The following is a 16,198-nucleotide window of genomic DNA, read 5'->3' on the forward strand; positions in this document are numbered from 1 at the left end:
ACAAAAGAACTATAAGAATAAGAGGTGGTGTAATGTCTTCGGGCGGCGGCGGAACAAATACCGTGCAACAGTCCTTGCCGGATTGGATGCAAAAATATGTGCAAAACAACTATGAGAAAGCGCAGCAAGTAGCACAAAACCCGTACACCCCTTATCAGGGTGAAGGTGTTGCGCCTCTCAACCAACAACAACTTTCCGGCCTTAATCAGCTATACCAAAACGGCGCGAACAATACCGGCGCAGCGGCGGTTAATCAGGGCGTACAAACGGCGACGGGCGCAGCGAACTACAACCCCAATCAGGTCAGCTATAACGCGCCCACAGCTGGGGATATCCAAGGTCAGCTAAATCCATATCTGAAGAATGTTATGGATACGACCAACCAACAAATCCAGCAACAAGGCGCGATTGCGAACCAGCAGACGAACGCGAGCGCGACCGGTGCCGGTGCTTTTGGTGGCGCACGTCAGGCAGTACAGAACGCGCTCAACTCGAAGTACACGCAGCAGAACATCGCGAACGCTGATGCCAACATTATGAATCAAGGCTATCAGCAAGCGGTGGCGCAAGCGAACGCGAATGCTCAGGGCGGAATGAGTGCGGCACTCGCCAATCAGAACGCAGGGTTGCAAGGCAACGCGCAGCGGTTGCAAGCGGCCGGACAGCTTGGCGCATTGGGTCAGACGCAGCAAGGCATCGGAATGGGTAACGCTCAGAACATGATTCAGGCGGGCACCGTTCAGCAGCAACAACAGCAGACCTTGGACAGCTACCTCGCTGGCCTCTACGGTCAACAACAAGGCGCGGGCGAACGTCAGCTACAGAACCTTATGGCTGGAACGTACGGCGGCAATCCCGGAAGCACGCAGACAAACCCTGTTCAGAGCAACGGCCTTGGTTCCACGCTCGGTCTGCTCGGCGGCCTTGGTTCGTTGGCAATGTCGTTTTTCTCGGACGAAAACTTTAAGCAAGACATTAAGGAAATCGACCCGCAGGAGGCAGCAGCCAAATACAAGGATATGCCCGTCAGTACATGGCGGTATAAGCCGGGTATTGGACTTGGGGACGCAATGCATATTGGTCCGATGGCACAAGACTTCGCGGCGGCGTTTGGCGGCGACGGTCATACGATCAAGGTTCAGGACGCTATCGGATCACAGGCAGCAGCGATTAAGGGATTGGCGCAGCAAGTGGCCGAACTTAAGCGGGGGCGCAAGTAATGGCATACGATCCGAATCTCGCCTATAACATGCGTGTCCAGCAAGCACAGGATGCAGCGGACCAAGCGTATCGACAACAGCTTTCCCAACTGTATCAAGAGGCGCAGGGGAGCGGTAACTACTCGGACGTTTATAACCTGTTGCAGCAAGGCGGCAACCAACTACCGGCACAGGCTCAGCAACAACAGTCGAATCCGCAACAGGCAAGTGGTCTACTTGGCATGCTATTGCAAGGATCACGGCAGCAACAAAACAGCGTTGACCCGTTCGCGAATCGAGGCATTACCGGATTGAATCTCGGCCTAATGGGATTGCTCGGGCCTAACGCTGCTGCTAATGCTCAGTTTGGACAGTATCACGCTGCGCCGGTCAACGTCCCTCACCTACAGGGTGCGGTTCAACCGACCGGCAGCTTGGTAGGAACGTTCAACGATCCTTCGCAAAACCTCCAAGGGTTCAACAATCCGGCTGCGAATTTGCAGGGCTTCAACAATCCGGCGATGAACTATCAGGGTGCCAATAACTCCGCTTTGAATATGACGGGCGGTTCTGCCGTAGCCGCGCAAAAACAATCGATTCAGACCGGAATCAGTATGGGGAAATAACATGCTTGGAAATATCGGAGATTTTGTTTCCTCAACGTTCAAGGAAATCGGACACCATCCATTACAAGCGCTCGGCGCGGCGTTTGGTGTACCGGGCTATGACCCGGCTATCGGTGGCACGTTCAACAACCACAAGGGCGGCGCACTACTCAGCCCTACCGGAAACTTCACGTCATCAGCATGGAATGAAATGTATCAAGACAACCCGGACAAAACGTCGGGCCTCGATATGTTCCACGGCATCAACAAGGTTGCGGACGTTATCGCACCAATGATTGCCGGTGGTTATGCGATGGGTTCGGGGATCGGTACAGGTTCCGGAACGTTTGGCGGCGGCTTGCTCGGTGGCCCTGCATCGGTCACGGGTGCCGGGTCCAGTGGCAGCGGTGGATTGCTTGGTTCAACGCCGCAGTTCGCAATGCCTGGCGGAACGTCGGGTGTCTCGATGGGTGGACTTGGGGAATCGGGCTTTGCCGGTAGTTCCGGACCCATGACGGGCTTGTTTAGCGGTCTTAGCCCTACTGCTTCGTCGGGTGCCTTCTCATCGGGCGCAGCAGCCGCGCCAATGGGCGGTATCACGTCGGGCGGCGGAATGGATTGGGCCAATCTGGCTACTCAGGGTTTCGGCCTCATGTCCAAGATGGGACAAGAAAATCAACAACAGCAGCAACAGACGCCGCCCCCGGTCCCGCTTGGTGGAGATAGTGGAGGCGCAGCGGCATTGCAAGCTATGGCGCAACGCCTCAACAAACTATACGGGGGCCAGTAATGGCAGCAATCGATTGGAGCAATACGTCAGGATTACTAGGTAACGATCAGGGTACGGGCTTCGCGGACAAGCTTTCTCAAGGCGTAGGCAATCTATTCGGCGGTGGTAGCACGCCGTTTATGGACCCATCGCAACAACGAGCGGCAGCGAATAACGCGTTGCTCAACTTCAGCGTTGGACTGCTGAAAGGTAGTGCACCCTCTTTCGATCCGTCGCACCGCTCATTCGCCAACGCGCTTGGTGAGGGATTGTCGGGCGCTCAGTCGGGCTATCAACAGTTCACGCAGAATCAAATGCTGAACGCTCAGAACGCAATCAAGCTAAACCAGATGCGCCAGCAAATGGCGATTGTTAACGGCCTGATGGGCGGTCAACCTTCCGGTGGTGCGCCAGTTACGGCGGGTCCGGGGGCGGTCCCTTCTACCGCGTCGGCAGGCAGTTCAGATTCGCCGGTTGCGGCCGGTACAAGCACGGCTCCGGGTTCGGATACAGCATCCGCTGGACAACCAGCCAGCGCAACGGCACCACAAGCGCACGGCGGTTCCCTTTACGATCAATTCGTTATCCCGAACATGACGCGTGAGCAGTCCGCAATGCTCTATGTCCAAAATCCAGATGCGTACTGGAAAGCGATGGGCGCGGCGCACGAACCAACCGAAGTGCAAAAGCTCGCATTGGCCGCGTATCCGAATGATCCGGACAAGCAGAGCGCGGCCATTAGAGGCGCACTCACGGCGAAGACGATTACCCCGCTTCATCCGGGCGGCGGTTATATCGGCGCAGATGGTCAGGTCCACTACACGCCGGGTAAGGCTCCGGTCGGCTTCACCTACCAGTCGGACGAGAATGGCAATCCGGTAATGGTGGCGATTCCGGGCGGTACGCAAGCCGTTACAGCGAGCGAAGCGGCTAAGGGTGCCGGTGAAGCGCAGAACCAGATTCAAACTATCCAACTATCGGACGGTTCGCAGATCAGCGGAACGCGTGCGCAGATTGCGCAGTATCTCCGGCAGAACCCGCAAGGCCCCCTTTCTGGTGGCGCTACAGCACCCCAAGGCGGCGGACGCGGTGCCGGCGTAATCGACAATGCTATCGGTGGTGGACAACCAAGTGTGCCAACCGCTAACGCCCCACAAGGCGGCATCCAATCGCCGTATACGTTCAAGGAACCGCCCAAGCTGGCGGCTCCGACGATCGGCGGAATGTCTCCGGGCGCGCAAGCGGCGCAATCTGCGGTAGGTGCAGCGGCCGGTAAGCAATGGGCCGGTGACTTGGAGCAAGCAGGAAGCTACCAACAGGCTCAACAGCCGATTGTGAATGCACTGCACGCGCTCCAAGCAGCGGAAACCGGACCACTCGCGGCACGAAAGCAGAATATTCAATCCGCGCTGAACGAAGTCATTCCGACCATTGCGCAAGTGGTGGGCGTGGCCGATCCGTCAAAGGTTACGGCGACCGATCTGTTCAAAAAGTACACAGCGCAAATCGGTATGGGTCAAATGGCGTCGGCCGGTGGTCCGTCTGATGCTCGCTTGAATTCTGCTATCGCGGGAAGCCCAAATATCGGCATGGACAAGATGGCTAACTCGCAAGTGCTACAAAAGATGGCAGCACTTAACGACATGAATAACTTTTTGGTTAATCAGTTTCAGAATTCAGGCCGTGACCCGCAGCAATGGCCCGCTTACAAGGCACAAGTTGCAAAGCAGATGGATCCCGCAGTATTTGCGATTGACTATATGACACCCCAACAAAAGGCGGCATTGCAGAAAACAATGACGCCCGCGCAATTGACCAAGTTCCGCCGCGAATACACATATTACAAACAAAATAATCAACAATAAGGTGAAGTCGTGGCGGATTATTCTGATTTATTTGCAGCGTCAGGGACGCAATACGCGGTTCCGCCACAGCTATTAGCAGCGGTACAACGAACCGAATCCGGCAGCGGCGACAATCCCTCCATAGTAGGCCCCAAGCCCGCTATCGGTGGGGATGATCGCGCGCAAGGCATCATGCAGATCATGGGTGCGAACGCGAAAGCGGCCGGAATTGATCCGACTGACCCTGTCCAGGCGGTCAATTGGGCGGCTCAAAACATGGCGCAGCTTTACAAGCATTATGGAAATTGGGACGACGTTGTGCGCGCCTATCACGGCGGAACGAACACCAAAAATTGGGGACCCCGTACGAACGCGTACTACCAAAAGGTATCTGCCAATTTCCAACCGGGACAACAGGCCATGCCAAAAAACACACAAGACGCGGGCTTGATGGACCCATTCGCGGACGCTGCACCGGCCCCGCATGCTCCTGTGCGTCAAGCTACCGCGCAGGCTCCAGCTCAACCGCAAACGCAATTGCTTGACCCGTTCGTGGATGCTGCGCCGGCTAGTGCGCAGATTGCCCCAGCTCAACCGAGCACCTCACAGAGCCACGGCAGTATCGCGGCATTCGGTGCGGGCCTCGGTCACGGGTTTGGGTCGACCGTGCTCGGCGCGCAGCAATTGATTGGTAAAGGTTTGCAGCAATTCGACGCAACCAAAGGCGCGGGTGATTGGCTTGTGAATGATGCGACGCAAGGCGCTAAGAACCTTGATGCGGACTACAACGGATACCAGCAAACGAACCCGATTGCGGCCGGTGCCGGCAACATCGGTGGACAGGTCGCGCCGGCCCTTCTGCTTCCGGGCGGACAGGCTCAAATCGCGCGTATCGGCTCGGGCGTCGGTCGCCTTGCTGTGCGGTCTGTAGTCGGTGCCGGTCAAGGTGCTGTTATGGGCGCTGTGCAGCCCGTCGTAAACGACGATCAGGACTTTGCACAACAGAAGCTTAGTCAGATCGGCGCGGGTGCGGCTGGCGGCGCTTTGGGTGCTCCGGTTGGTGCAGCGCTCGGCCGCGTACTGGCTCCTGTCGGAAGTGCGGCGGTAACAGCGCTGCGCAACGCGGGAATCACGCCGACTATCGGTCAGATGCTTGGCCCCGTTGCTTCGAACCTCGAACAGAAGGCTACGAGTCTACCGCTCGTCGGCAACCTGATTAACTCCGGTCGTCAGCAAGCCGTGCAGCAATTCAACCGTGCGGTTGGTAACGATGCACTCGCCCCTATTGGCGAAACGTTGCCGAACAACGTTCGCGCGGGTGCCGACATGGTGCAGCACGTGCAGCAGACGATTGGACAGCGTTACCAAGATATCGCCCGCAATGGCCGTGTTGTGATGGACACCCCGCTACAGAACGATATCGCGACGTTGCAAGCCGGTATTGCACAAGACGCGCCCGCCTTGGCAGGACGTTTCAACAATATCGTCAACAACCAGTTGACCGCGAAGAATGGCGGCAATCTGACAGGCGATCAATGGGCGAATACACGCTCCATGATCAACCAACAGATTCGCAATCACAGCGGATTCAATGCGAGCAGCGATGATCGCGTCATGGCTGACTACCTGCAACAGCTTCAAGACTCGATCACGTCTAACGCTGAACACTACAGCGCTCAGTCGGTACAGCAGCAATTGGCACAGGCTAACGCTGCGTGGGCGCGGTATAAGGCATTGGAAAAGGCGGCAGGCATGAAAGGCGCACAGACGGCTGATAACGTCTTTACGCCCAATCAATACCTGAGCGCGTCACGTGCGGGTCAAACGGCAGCACAGCGCGCCACGTCATCAAGCGGTCAGGGTTTCCCGGCGCAGAACTTGGCACAAACTGCACAGTCTGTATTGGGTAATACCGTTCCAGACAGTGGCACGGCTGGCCGCTTGGGCGTAATGGACTTGCTTGCTGGTGGTGGTGCTTTGGCGAATCCTGCAACGGCGCTTAAGGTCGGCGCGCTGGCGCTTCCATACGCCCCGGGCGTTCGGAATATGGTCCCTGCATTGGTGAGTAGCCGTCCGGCCGCTGTGCGGGCCGCTGCGCCCGTCGCACGTCATGTAATGCCGCTGCTCGGTGGAATGCTCGGGTCCAGCGGTCAGCAACAGCCCCCGCAGGATCAGGGAGCATTGAGCGGACTACTGAGCTACTAACCATAAGGGCGGCATTCTAAGGAGAGTCACCTTTTATCGTCACAAATAAAAAGCCCCCGGCCTGTGAAGGTTCGGGGGCCAAAATAAGCACAATTAAAATAAAGGGAGTCTTGCTCGAATCCAGTCCCATTTAGTTGGCGGAATCGAAACAGACCTCATTACCTCGTCGCTCGAATTGTCGTAATAGATGATAGCGTCCGCACCATCAGTCAAATCTCGCTCCGATGCCGAGTTCAGATAATACGAAAAATACCTTTGCGCGCGCAATACTCCAGCATCATCGAAAAGCTGAAACCTCACCTCATAGCCGTTCTTTATATCGGCCCCACACAATTTCGCAAGATATACGGAGCCCCCGAAATTCTTCCGGCCGCCATTCAATTCTTTTGTGAAGAAATCACATCGCCCGTAATCCGGCCTAGCCGAATGGACAGCGAAACCAACCCCAACAAAAGAAGCGACGATCAAGCCGATAATTAAAACAATTATTTTGATTGCTCTTGTCTGCATATTTCACCAAGTTTAATATCAATTGGCTTCTTCAACTTCATGTAGACCGGCTTCGAATATATCATAAAATCGCCGCCTCGCTTATGCTTGTCGCGCCAACGGCTGTAATCAGAATTATAGACCGGATAAAATACATCGGGTTCCTTGAACTTCCCGAACAAGCTTTTTCGCGTGTCCACTGGCTTATCAATGCTTTTCACCCAAATATCTACGTCAGTGTCTCGCTTTGGCTCGCTCGAATCTGCTCCGCTTATCACTGGTCCCGGTGCAATAATCACACCGTGCTTATTCCAATGTCCCAAGTATTGCAGTCCGTTGAACGAGTAATTATCTTTTACATAGACGTAGACGTGCGTGATTTGCGCAGCAGCATCAACGCAGTAGAAGTTGCTCGACGGTTCATATCTGTAGTATTTTTCGCCGGAAATCTCAACATTTCCTATTGCCACGTAAATATTGAAATTTGCCAACGCCCCCGTCAAGTCTGTCGGGGTAATATTCTCGAAGGTATCCCAATTGCTAATCGAGGCAAGTTGAAATTGCCAATCGATATGGAATTGACGGATATCGGACAAGAATTGAGTGGTGTTGAAACTTAGATTTGCGCCTCTGTCTTGCTCAAATCTCTTTTTGATATAGGCAAGAACCTTTCCCTTTGCCAAGGCCACCGCCGCCTCACGATAAATATCATTGGCGAGAAGATTCTCATATTTCTTGCGGACACTGCCAAACTTCAATGTCCAATCGAGAGTAACACTGTCAGTATCCAATGGCTGAACTGACTTTGGATTATTGTCGTAGACGTTAGCAGGAGTCGCGAACCAAAGCCGTGCAAGCCTAGCCGATACTTTCCAGCCTAGGTTATCCATAGCGATAGGCACGTCTTGTAGATCAAAAGGCGGCGGATTCTCGCAAACTTCGGCTTCAAGTTGCTTCGGCGGCTCTGCGGTCTTCGGTGGTTCGGCTTTAGGCTGTGGCTTAGGCGGCGGAACCTCTGGGGCTTTAGCAGCCGCTTTGGGAGGCGGTGGGGGCGGTGGTGGTGGTTTTTCGCCCGGTGCAAGCCTGTCAATTGATACGCGTTTTTGAGTATCAAGGGGGATACAGCCTTTGGCCCCCTTGTACTCTTTCAACTCCGGCCCAAGCAAACCGTTTTGCGGCTTATAGTAAGGAATCTTTTTAACGTCAGGCATAGTTATTTCATCAACAAATCCATCGATTGTTTCCACTTGAGCAATAATCGACGGCGATGAAATCCAGCCCTCGTATTAACCCCTACCGAGCACTGTATCGCACCTACTCTGTTCTGTGAAGGTTCAGGGGACTATCTACCACTTGCGCACGTAAATCACGTCGAGAAATGCGCGCTTGCGCGTCCGCCGGTTCGTCAGGTCATGCTCAGATCGTACAGACCAGCCAAAAACAAAACGGGGGCGAGAAAGTCTGAGAATTCGACTCTCGCCCCCGCCCCTTCCGAAATCAAAGAATCGCGATGCGGTTAATTCTGTCCTGCCCTTCTTTGGTCAAATGCCCATAATTCTTATCTACGTGCTTGACCGAAGTTCCGGTAAATTTAGCCACATCATGTATTGGCACACCCTTCGTGAGCAGTTCGCTAATGAAACTATGCCTAGCAAAATACAGAACCGCGTTCGGCATTTCCGCCTTATCTCGCGCCTTTACAAATCGACTGTGCCATGCATCAACTGTCCATTTTTTATGTCGATCAGTCATAAACAACGGAGCGCCGCCACCTCTATTTTTCACTTGCTCGTTAAACAACTCCTGCGCCTTCGTAGACAACGATATAACACGTGATTTTGTTTTACTTGGACGCAAGATAAGCGTCCCAGTGTGCTGGTTGTAGTGGGACACAAGAGCCTTAGCCAACTCTCCCGGACGGCAACCAAGCAGCATCAACGCAGTCGAGAACAAACGCAAATCATCGGGCATGCAACCGAGCAAATGATTGCGTTGTTCGATTGTTAGAAATCCGTCTCGATTAACGTCTACTTTTTCGAAATAGCTAACCACCTTCCACTCTACGTCACTGGCAACCCATTTATTCTTTCTCGCAAAATTGAGCGCAGCTTTTAGACTCTTGAGATTGCGGTTAGCTGAATCGCGGGCCTTACGGATATCATCATCGCCGACAGCCTCCACCGTTTGATCATTAAGCCATTTCTCAATGCTCTTCGTCTCCAACAGGGCGAGCAGAGTCTTTCCAATCGGCTTACCGTACACCAAACGTTCGAATCGATTGGAGGCGTCGTAAGCGCTCTTTTTGCCCTTGCGAACCTCCAAATTCTCAACGTACTTCTTACAAGCATCCTCTACGGTCAGAGGCGTATCGGGGCTGTCCGCTTTCTTCGCGGTGCCCTTAGTCAGCTCGTCCGCCCATTGCTCCACGCGCTTGCGGGCTTCGTCAAATTCGGGCTGTCCGTCGAGGGTGACATGGTGATAGCGCTTGTCGTAATACAGGCGTCCAACCCATGTGCCGGGACCGACCGATGACGTTCTGTAACCGACGTGCAGACCGCGCCGGATGCTTTCCCAGTACGGCTCATTCTGATGCCTGAGCTTCGCGCGTGCCGTGCGCGAACGGATGTTCGCCTTTGTCGTACTTTCCTTCGCCATGATTCCCCCGTGCCGCGTCCAGATCGTGAGTTTACGGAATCAAGTATACCGCGTCGCGTAACTTCCGCGTAAGTACGGCATTTTTAGACCACTTTCCGGAAGACCACGCCACGCGCCAATGTCTGACAAATTTCCTTGTAAATCAAGGTCTTAAAATGTGCAAAAGGACGATGGGAATGATCCTATGGCACTTATTATTTGCCCGGCGTGGGCGATTGGGGACGCGAAGACATCATGAATTGAGTCGAAACGATCAGGAATGTAGGAGTTGTGTGGATAGTGCGTGACCGGAGTTTACCGCTAATCTGGAAACGTCACGCGACTGCCTCAGTCGGCCCGGCTATACTGGGCCCATCGGGTGCCGCGCATCACGCCCTGCCTTCCCTGCATCGTCCCGCACACGGAGAAAGCAAATGAGCACGACTGTCGCGCAAATTCTCAAGGCCAAGCCGGATTCCGGCCGCACGATCTACACCGTCACGAAAAACGATTTCGTCTACGACGCCATCAAGCTGATGGCCGAAAAGGGAATCGGCGCACTGCTGGTCGTCGACGGTGACGACATCGCCGGCATCGTTACCGAGCGCGACTACGCGCGCAAGGTCGTGCTGCAGGACCGTTCGTCGAAAGCCACCCGCGTCGAGGAAATCATGACGGCCAAGGTGCGCTACGTCGAACCATCGCAATCCACCGACGAGTGCATGGCGCTGATGACCGAACACCGGATGCGCCACCTGCCCGTTCTGGACGGCGGCAAGCTGATCGGCCTGATCTCGATCGGCGACCTCGTGAAGAGCGTGATTGCCGACCAGCAATTCACGATCAGCCAGCTGGAACACTATATCCACGGCACCCCGTCGGTCACGTCCGTCTGATCCACTCCAGCGAAAAAGGCCCAAACGCGCGAGCGTCTGGGCGGGAAAGCCGCCGGAGTGCGGCGACGGAGGTTCTGTTCTGCTGACGCGGATGCGCGCTAGCGGCGCGCGCCCCGTCGGTCACATGCTGTGCTCGGGCAGACCCGGGATATTCAGTTGCCGAAGTAGACGGAGTTCACCGGATTCGGGGCTTCACGCGTGACGCGGCGGCCCGACTGGCCTGCGCTCATCGCCACCGCACCGTAGCCGCTCGTATCGGCTTGGGCGAGCATCGGCTGGCTCGGCTGAATCCGTCGTTCCGCGGCCTGGATGTCCTGCGGATATTGCGAATCGCTCGCGACCGGCTTGTAGCCGTTCTGTTCGAGTTGCACGAGATCGGCCCGGACCTGCTCACGGGTCAACCCCTGCTCGGACTGTGCGAACGATGCGATCGGGGCGGCAAGGACGGATGCAGCGATCGCTGCGTAGATGATCGACTTCATGATGGACCTCCGAAATATGTTCTCTTTTGGCGTCGCTCCCGGCAGGACTGTCTGAAGCGACGGAAACAAGTGTAGTGCTCGCGATACCAAGGGGAAACCCTTGGTTTGAACATACAGCGTTGCGTTTTTGGAAAAAATCCATCGAGGTCGCGTCACTGCATCGCCATCACTTAAAGCATTTCCACAACAATGCCTGACGGATGGCCGACAGCCGAATCGCCGATCCGGAAGGTTATGTTGTAGAATCGTAAGGCTTTATTCAACCGTCGGTACCCTATCCACCATGCACGCGCCCACGCCTCTTTCGGCTTCGCCGTCCGGCCCCGCCGGCGTGTGCATGCGCGCCGGTCATCCGGCGCCCACCTGCGCTCGACGCACGGCCCAGGCACCGCTCGCCCCTGCCCGGCGCCTGATCTGACGGCACGGTCTCCTCCCGGAGCCAGGTCAGACAGGCTCCGGGCGATCCTCATAGGCATGCCACGCCTGCCCCCGCTGATCATTTGGAGAACTGCCATGAAACAACGCCTTTACCAGCTGAGCGAAGTCGACGTCGCTCGCCTCGAGAAGCACGCCGAACACAACCCGCGCTTCCAGGCGATGCTCGACACGCTGCTCGAGCGCGCGGACATCGTCCAGCCCGACGCCATCAAGGCGAACGTCGTCACGATGAACTCGCAGATCACGCTGCTCGACGAAGCGTCCCAGGAACAAGCCACCTGGACGATTGTTTATCCGGATGCCGCCAATCTCGAGCTCGGGCGCCTGAACGTGTTTTCGCCGGTCGGCATGGCGCTGCTGGGCACGCAACGCGGTCAACTGGTGAAGGTGCTGCAACCGAGCGGCGCCGAAAAGCTGATGAAGGTCGCGGCGATCGTGTTCCAGCCGGAAGCCAACGGCGAATACACGCGCTGACGCCGCTGCCGGCCGGCAGCGTACCTCGGCCATATCAAACAAAAAGCGAGGCCCTGAGCCTCGTTTTTTTGCGTCCGGATGAGATGCACCGTCGTCGCGACCTTTATCGCCGTATTCGACAGGCAAAAAAAAGGCGCCCGAAGGCGCCTTTTCGATACTGCGAAGCGGGTTACCCCGCTTGTCACGCTTAGAAGCGGTGACGCAGACCAACCGTTGCTGCGGTTTGGTTGATCGACGAGCTCGGCAGGTTGTTGCTGAAGCTGTCGCCGTTGTAGATCGATGCGCCAATGCCGTTCTTCGCTGCACGCTGGTACACAGCTTGTGCGTAGACGTCCGTGCGCTTCGACAGCGAGTAGTCAGCTTGCAGGCCGAACTGGTTCCAGTGCGTGCTGCCGTTGTTGATCTTCGCGTTCGTGTACGTGTAAGCAGCACCCAGGCCGAGAGCCGGCGTCAGGTTGTACTTTGCGTTGACTTCGTAGTTGTCGGTGCGCAGCGTGCCCAGACCAACTGCGTTGTTGTCGAGACGTGCTTGCGTCCATGCAGCGCCGACTTGTGCCGGGCCGAATGCGTAACCAGCAGCAGCACCGTACGTGCGGACGCGGCCTTGGCTAGCAACGCCACCGATTGCCGACGACGTCGCGCCGTTTGCGTTCGTACCGTCACCCAGGTTCGCTTGCGAGTATGCACCCGCCAGCTTCAGGCCTTGGAACTGGTATGCAACGCCAGCGCTGTACGCACGGTTGTTACCGAAGTTCGTGTTGTTCGAGAACGAGTACGTGCCGCCGAATTGCAGGCCAGCGTAGTTCGCGCTCGTGAACTTGATGGTGTTGTTCGCTGCGACGTCACCGGTCGTGCTCAGACGGTCGAGGTTCAGCGGGTGCGCGAAGTACGTGCCGCCCCACGAGCCCGTTGCCGTCAGCGGCGCCAGGTAGTCTTGCGTTGCGTCATACTGCTTACCCAGCGTGACCGTGCCGTACTGGCTCGACAGACCGACAAATGCTTGACGGTTGAACATGCCGCCGTTGTTGCCCAGCTTGCCGTTACCGATGCCGAAGCCGCTTTCCAACGTGAAGATTGCCTTCAGGCCGCCACCCAGGTCTTCCGAGCCACGCAGGCCGAAACGGCTCTGGTCAATGCCCGAACCCATCGCCCAACGCGACTTGCCAGCTTGGCCGAGTGCCGGCTGGACGTTGCTCGTGTAGGTGATGCCTGCGTCCAGCACGCCGTACAGCGTGACGCTGCTTTGCGCGTGAGCGACGGTAGCGAACGATGCTGCAGCTGCTGCAACGATCAGAGTCTTGTTCATTCGTGGAGCTCCCTTCTAAAAAGAGGCAGGTCTCGCGACCTTGTTCATAAACGGTCTGCAACCGCCCGGGAGCGCCATCGGTCCTGCTGGCGGCGCCCGGATAGTTGCCCGTTTGGGAACCGTGAGTTTAGGGGTGTACCCTAGGGGCGCGATCTGCAAATAAAGAAATAAGCTTTTCCAGAACTAGAAATAATGAAAGTGGGGACGAGTTATAAGTATTTGTTTTGACGTATTTTTTTGACTTCTTGACGACGGTTTTTTGGACCCTTCTATCCCACCATTCCTTCGTGTCAGCGTCTTGACGGTTGCATAGAAACAACAAGCGGAATCCGCAAATCACCCGAAATCGGTAATTTTTACCCAAAAAAATCTCAAATACCGGGCCGCGCCGCCTAAAAACCAACCGGCCACACGGCAAACACACATCCGCGCGGCCGTTGCTGGTGCCTGCACCGTCGGCACCGAGCTGCAACGCGGGAGATCGGCCGGCCCACGGACGACCAACGGGCCATCGTGACATGCGGTAACAGCCTTAACGGCCTGCGTAACCCGGCCACGAGACCGGCAGGCTAATGTACGGCAGACCCGAGTACATATAAGAGGACCCGCGATGAATCGACGCTCGTTGTTGCGCGCCATCGGACTGACCGCCGCCGTCGCGGCCACCGGCGGCTGGCTGCGTACCGCTTCGGCCCAGCCAGCACCGCCGGGATACCGGCCGCCCGGACCGAACCACGGGCCCGGCAGGCCGCCTTATCCCGATCGCCCGGGCTTCGCGCCGCCGGCACCGCGGCACGATCGCCGTCCGCCGCCGCCGCGGCCGCACGGCTATGTCTGGACCGACGGCTACTGGCGCTGGCAGCGCGGCCACTATATATGGGTGTCCGGCCGCTGGGTCGCGCGGCGCCCGGGGCGTCGGTGGGTGCCCGGCTACTGGCGGCGCCAGGGGCCGGTGTGGGTCTACGTCGACGGCACCTGGCGATAGGCGGTCGCCCGCGCCGGCTCTCGGTCGGCGCAACGGCGTGCGGCGAACGGCCCGGCGGCGGTCGACGGTAGAAGGACGGCGCGCCGGCGTGCGAGGCGGCTAATCGGCACCCGAATCGGCCCCGGACCGCAGCCGATCGCAGCTGCCCGATCACGGCGGATCGCTCGCCTCAAGCCGCGATTGTCCCGCCTACGTTGCGCCCTTCGCAACAACACGCGCGCGAGCAGTACGCTCCAAACGTTCGGATAACGAAGTCATCCGATGCCGCCGCGGCACATATATGCAGCCGGAATCGGGCACGGGATAACTCGCGGATCGCCCCTCCCTTCTGCCCCTTTCCGGCCTTTACCTCTCCCCACGCATCGTCGCTGCGCCGTACGACAGTCGGCGCATTCCGGACCCCGCAATTAATCCGTTTGGGTGGCGCGCAGCGCCGCCTTTGTTGCCATCATGGCCGTCATTCATCGCGCGCCGCGTCCCGCACCGAACGGCGCCGCGCGCATTCGCGCACCCCGCCACGAAGTGAACGACGGCACCGGCATGCACGCCATGATCGCGCACGGCATCGCCGAAGCGCACGCATGGGACGGCGCCGATCAGGGGTCCGCATCATCGACACATCGGCCGCCGCATGAGCGGCCCCGAGCGCATCCCCCTTCACTCAAAGGAGCAAACACGATGAAACGACTCGAAGGCAAGGTGGCGTTGATCACGGGCGGCGCCCGCGGTCAGGGCGAGGCGGAGGCGCGCCGGTTCGTCGCCGAAGGCGCACGCGTGGTGATCGCCGACGTGCTGGACGACGCCGGCCACCGCGTCGCGGCCGATCTCGGCGACGCCGCGCGCTACCAGCATCTCGACGTGACGAACGAAGACGACTGGCACACCGCCGTGCATGCAACGCTCGCGCATTTCGGGCGGCTGGACATCCTCGTGAACAACGCGGCGATCCTGAAGCTGGTGCCGATCGAATCCTGTTCGCTCGACGACTATCGCAAGGTGATCGACGTGAACCAGATCGGCTGCTGGCTCGGCATGAAATCGGCGCTGGCGGCGCTGAAGGATGCGGGCGGCGGCTCGATCGTCAACGTATCGTCGACGGCCGGGATGGAAGGCGTGGCCGGCGGCAGCGCGTATGTGTCGAGCAAGTTCGCGGTGCGCGGGATGACGAAGGCCGCCGCGCTCGAGTTCGGCCGCTACGGAATCCCCGTGAATTCGGTCCACCCGGGCGGCATCGACACCGTGATGGCGCGCCCGCCGGAATACGCGGATTTCGACCCGTCGTCGATCTATAGCGGGCTGCCGATTGCACGTATCGGCAAACCCGACGAAGTCGCGAGCCTCGTGCTGTTCCTCGCATCCGACGAATCCGCGTACTGCACGGGCGCGGAATTCATCGTCGACGGCGGGATGCTCGCGGGCAGCACCTTCCACTGATCCGCATCGCAGCCGACACGCGACGCGGTGCTCGGTACCCCTCGGCTGGATCACCGGGGTGCCGAGACCGCGCGCCGCTTGCTTGCCACCGAGCACGAGGAAGCGGCCGCGCGGACCATACACGCACTCCGCTTCCGGATACATCGTCAGCAGCACGAAATACAGCAGCCCGCCGACCGCCAGCGAACCGGCACGCTGAGATCGAGCCCGCCCGCGAGGTTGCCGAGCGGCCCGACGAACTGGCACCGCAGGTTCACAAACGACAGCCCGACCAGCACGGGAAAGCTGCCGAGCACCGACGTGGAAAACGTATTTCAGCAGCCGAACAGCAGCCGGAACAGATCGATCGGACGCGCATAGCGCGACGCGTCGGGAATGCGCTCGAAACCGAACGATTCGACTTGCGTCATTCTGCCTTCAGCCATTTGTCTCCAGCTC

The 16,198-nt window shown here is 57.8% G+C and carries 13 protein-coding genes and 1 pseudogene; 9 read left to right on the forward strand and 5 right to left on the reverse strand.

What is annotated here, in order from left to right; genetic code table 11:
- Positions 1-62: 62 nt before the first annotated feature.
- The 5 genes from ACP26O_RS18145 to ACP26O_RS18165 are packed head-to-tail and all read left to right on the forward strand — an operon-like array spanning position 63 to position 6,622.
- Positions 63-1,220, forward strand: a complete 1,158-nt coding sequence (locus ACP26O_RS18145; protein WP_426356377.1) for a tail fiber domain-containing protein — start codon at positions 63-65, stop codon at positions 1,218-1,220.
- Positions 1,220-1,825 (forward strand): hypothetical protein, encoded by a 606-nt coding sequence (locus ACP26O_RS18150; RefSeq protein WP_426356378.1) that lies wholly within the window; start codon positions 1,220-1,222, stop codon positions 1,823-1,825. The genes ACP26O_RS18145 and ACP26O_RS18150 overlap by 1 nt, the downstream gene beginning before the upstream one ends.
- Before the next feature lies 1 nt (position 1,826).
- Positions 1,827-2,594, forward strand: a complete 768-nt coding sequence (locus tag ACP26O_RS18155) for a hypothetical protein (RefSeq protein ID WP_426356379.1) — start codon at positions 1,827-1,829, stop codon at positions 2,592-2,594.
- Positions 2,594-4,438 (forward strand): hypothetical protein, encoded by a 1,845-nt coding sequence (locus tag ACP26O_RS18160; RefSeq protein WP_426356380.1) that lies wholly within the window; start codon positions 2,594-2,596, stop codon positions 4,436-4,438. Before ACP26O_RS18155 ends, ACP26O_RS18160 begins: the two co-directional genes overlap by 1 nt.
- A gap of 9 nt (positions 4,439-4,447) precedes the next feature.
- Complete coding sequence (locus ACP26O_RS18165) at positions 4,448-6,622, forward strand: transglycosylase SLT domain-containing protein (RefSeq protein ID WP_426356381.1); 2,175 nt, start codon at positions 4,448-4,450, stop codon at positions 6,620-6,622.
- Between the two features lie 485 nt (positions 6,623-7,107).
- Here the strand turns inward: ACP26O_RS18165 and ACP26O_RS18170 are convergent, their stop codons facing one another.
- Positions 7,108-8,358, reverse strand: a complete 1,251-nt coding sequence (locus tag ACP26O_RS18170; RefSeq protein WP_426356382.1) for a DUF6402 family protein — start codon at positions 8,356-8,358, stop codon at positions 7,108-7,110.
- Between the two features lie 250 nt (positions 8,359-8,608).
- Positions 8,609-9,766, reverse strand: a complete 1,158-nt coding sequence (locus ACP26O_RS18175) for a tyrosine-type recombinase/integrase (protein ID WP_426356383.1) — start codon at positions 9,764-9,766, stop codon at positions 8,609-8,611.
- Between the two features lie 413 nt (positions 9,767-10,179).
- Here ACP26O_RS18175 and ACP26O_RS18180 point away from each other — a divergent pair, with 413 nt between their 5' ends.
- Positions 10,180-10,641: a CBS domain-containing protein gene (locus ACP26O_RS18180; protein WP_175663568.1), complete on the forward strand. Its 462-nt coding sequence runs from the start codon at positions 10,180-10,182 to the stop codon at positions 10,639-10,641.
- Between the two features lie 152 nt (positions 10,642-10,793).
- On the opposite strand, the gene ACP26O_RS18185 is transcribed toward ACP26O_RS18180, so the two are convergent.
- Complete coding sequence (locus ACP26O_RS18185; RefSeq protein WP_105833350.1) at positions 10,794-11,123, reverse strand: DUF4148 domain-containing protein; 330 nt, start codon at positions 11,121-11,123, stop codon at positions 10,794-10,796.
- Positions 11,124-11,636: 513 nt separating this feature from the next.
- On the opposite strand from ACP26O_RS18185, the gene ACP26O_RS18190 reads away from it, so the two are divergent.
- Positions 11,637-12,035 carry a GreA/GreB family elongation factor gene (locus tag ACP26O_RS18190; RefSeq protein WP_006752579.1) on the forward strand — a complete coding sequence of 133 codons (399 nt, stop codon included), beginning with the start codon at positions 11,637-11,639 and terminating at the stop codon, positions 12,033-12,035.
- A gap of 187 nt (positions 12,036-12,222) precedes the next feature.
- Here the strand turns inward: ACP26O_RS18190 and ACP26O_RS18195 are convergent, their stop codons facing one another.
- Positions 12,223-13,341, reverse strand: coding sequence for a porin (locus ACP26O_RS18195; RefSeq protein ID WP_011659117.1), 1,119 nt, complete (start codon positions 13,339-13,341; stop codon positions 12,223-12,225).
- Between the two features lie 610 nt (positions 13,342-13,951).
- Between ACP26O_RS18195 and ACP26O_RS18200 the strand changes: the two genes are divergently transcribed.
- Positions 13,952-14,326, forward strand: coding sequence for a YXWGXW repeat-containing protein (locus tag ACP26O_RS18200; protein ID WP_124604462.1), 375 nt, complete (start codon positions 13,952-13,954; stop codon positions 14,324-14,326).
- A gap of 678 nt (positions 14,327-15,004) precedes the next feature.
- Positions 15,005-15,760: a glucose 1-dehydrogenase gene (locus tag ACP26O_RS18205; RefSeq protein WP_175663567.1), complete on the forward strand. Its 756-nt coding sequence runs from the start codon at positions 15,005-15,007 to the stop codon at positions 15,758-15,760.
- A gap of 209 nt (positions 15,761-15,969) precedes the next feature.
- Here ACP26O_RS18205 and ACP26O_RS18210 read toward each other — a convergent pair.
- Positions 15,970-16,185 (reverse strand): annotated as a pseudogene (locus tag ACP26O_RS18210) (cytosine permease); the annotation flags it as partial.
- Positions 16,186-16,198 lie beyond the last annotated feature (13 nt).

The organism is Burkholderia sp. R-40, from assembly GCF_049942845.1.
GTDB classification, from domain to species: Bacteria; Pseudomonadota; Gammaproteobacteria; order Burkholderiales; family Burkholderiaceae; genus Burkholderia; species Burkholderia ambifaria.

Coding starts and splice junctions, on each gene's coding strand:
- ACP26O_RS18150 (WP_426356378.1), top strand. CDS start 1,220: ATGGCATACGATCCGAATCTCGCCTATAACATGCGTGTCCAGCAAGCA.
- ACP26O_RS18155 (WP_426356379.1), top strand. CDS start 1,827: ATGCTTGGAAATATCGGAGATTTTGTTTCCTCAACGTTCAAGGAAATC.
- ACP26O_RS18160 (WP_426356380.1), top strand. CDS start 2,594: ATGGCAGCAATCGATTGGAGCAATACGTCAGGATTACTAGGTAACGAT.
- ACP26O_RS18175 (WP_426356383.1), bottom strand. CDS start 9,766: ATGGCGAAGGAAAGTACGACAAAGGCGAACATCCGTTCGCGCACGGCA.
- ACP26O_RS18180 (WP_175663568.1), top strand. CDS start 10,180: ATGAGCACGACTGTCGCGCAAATTCTCAAGGCCAAGCCGGATTCCGGC.
- ACP26O_RS18185 (WP_105833350.1), bottom strand. CDS start 11,123: ATGAAGTCGATCATCTACGCAGCGATCGCTGCATCCGTCCTTGCCGCC.
- ACP26O_RS18190 (WP_006752579.1), top strand. CDS start 11,637: ATGAAACAACGCCTTTACCAGCTGAGCGAAGTCGACGTCGCTCGCCTC.
- ACP26O_RS18195 (WP_011659117.1), bottom strand. CDS start 13,341: ATGAACAAGACTCTGATCGTTGCAGCAGCTGCAGCATCGTTCGCTACC.
- ACP26O_RS18200 (WP_124604462.1), top strand. CDS start 13,952: ATGAATCGACGCTCGTTGTTGCGCGCCATCGGACTGACCGCCGCCGTC.
- ACP26O_RS18205 (WP_175663567.1), top strand. CDS start 15,005: ATGAAACGACTCGAAGGCAAGGTGGCGTTGATCACGGGCGGCGCCCGC.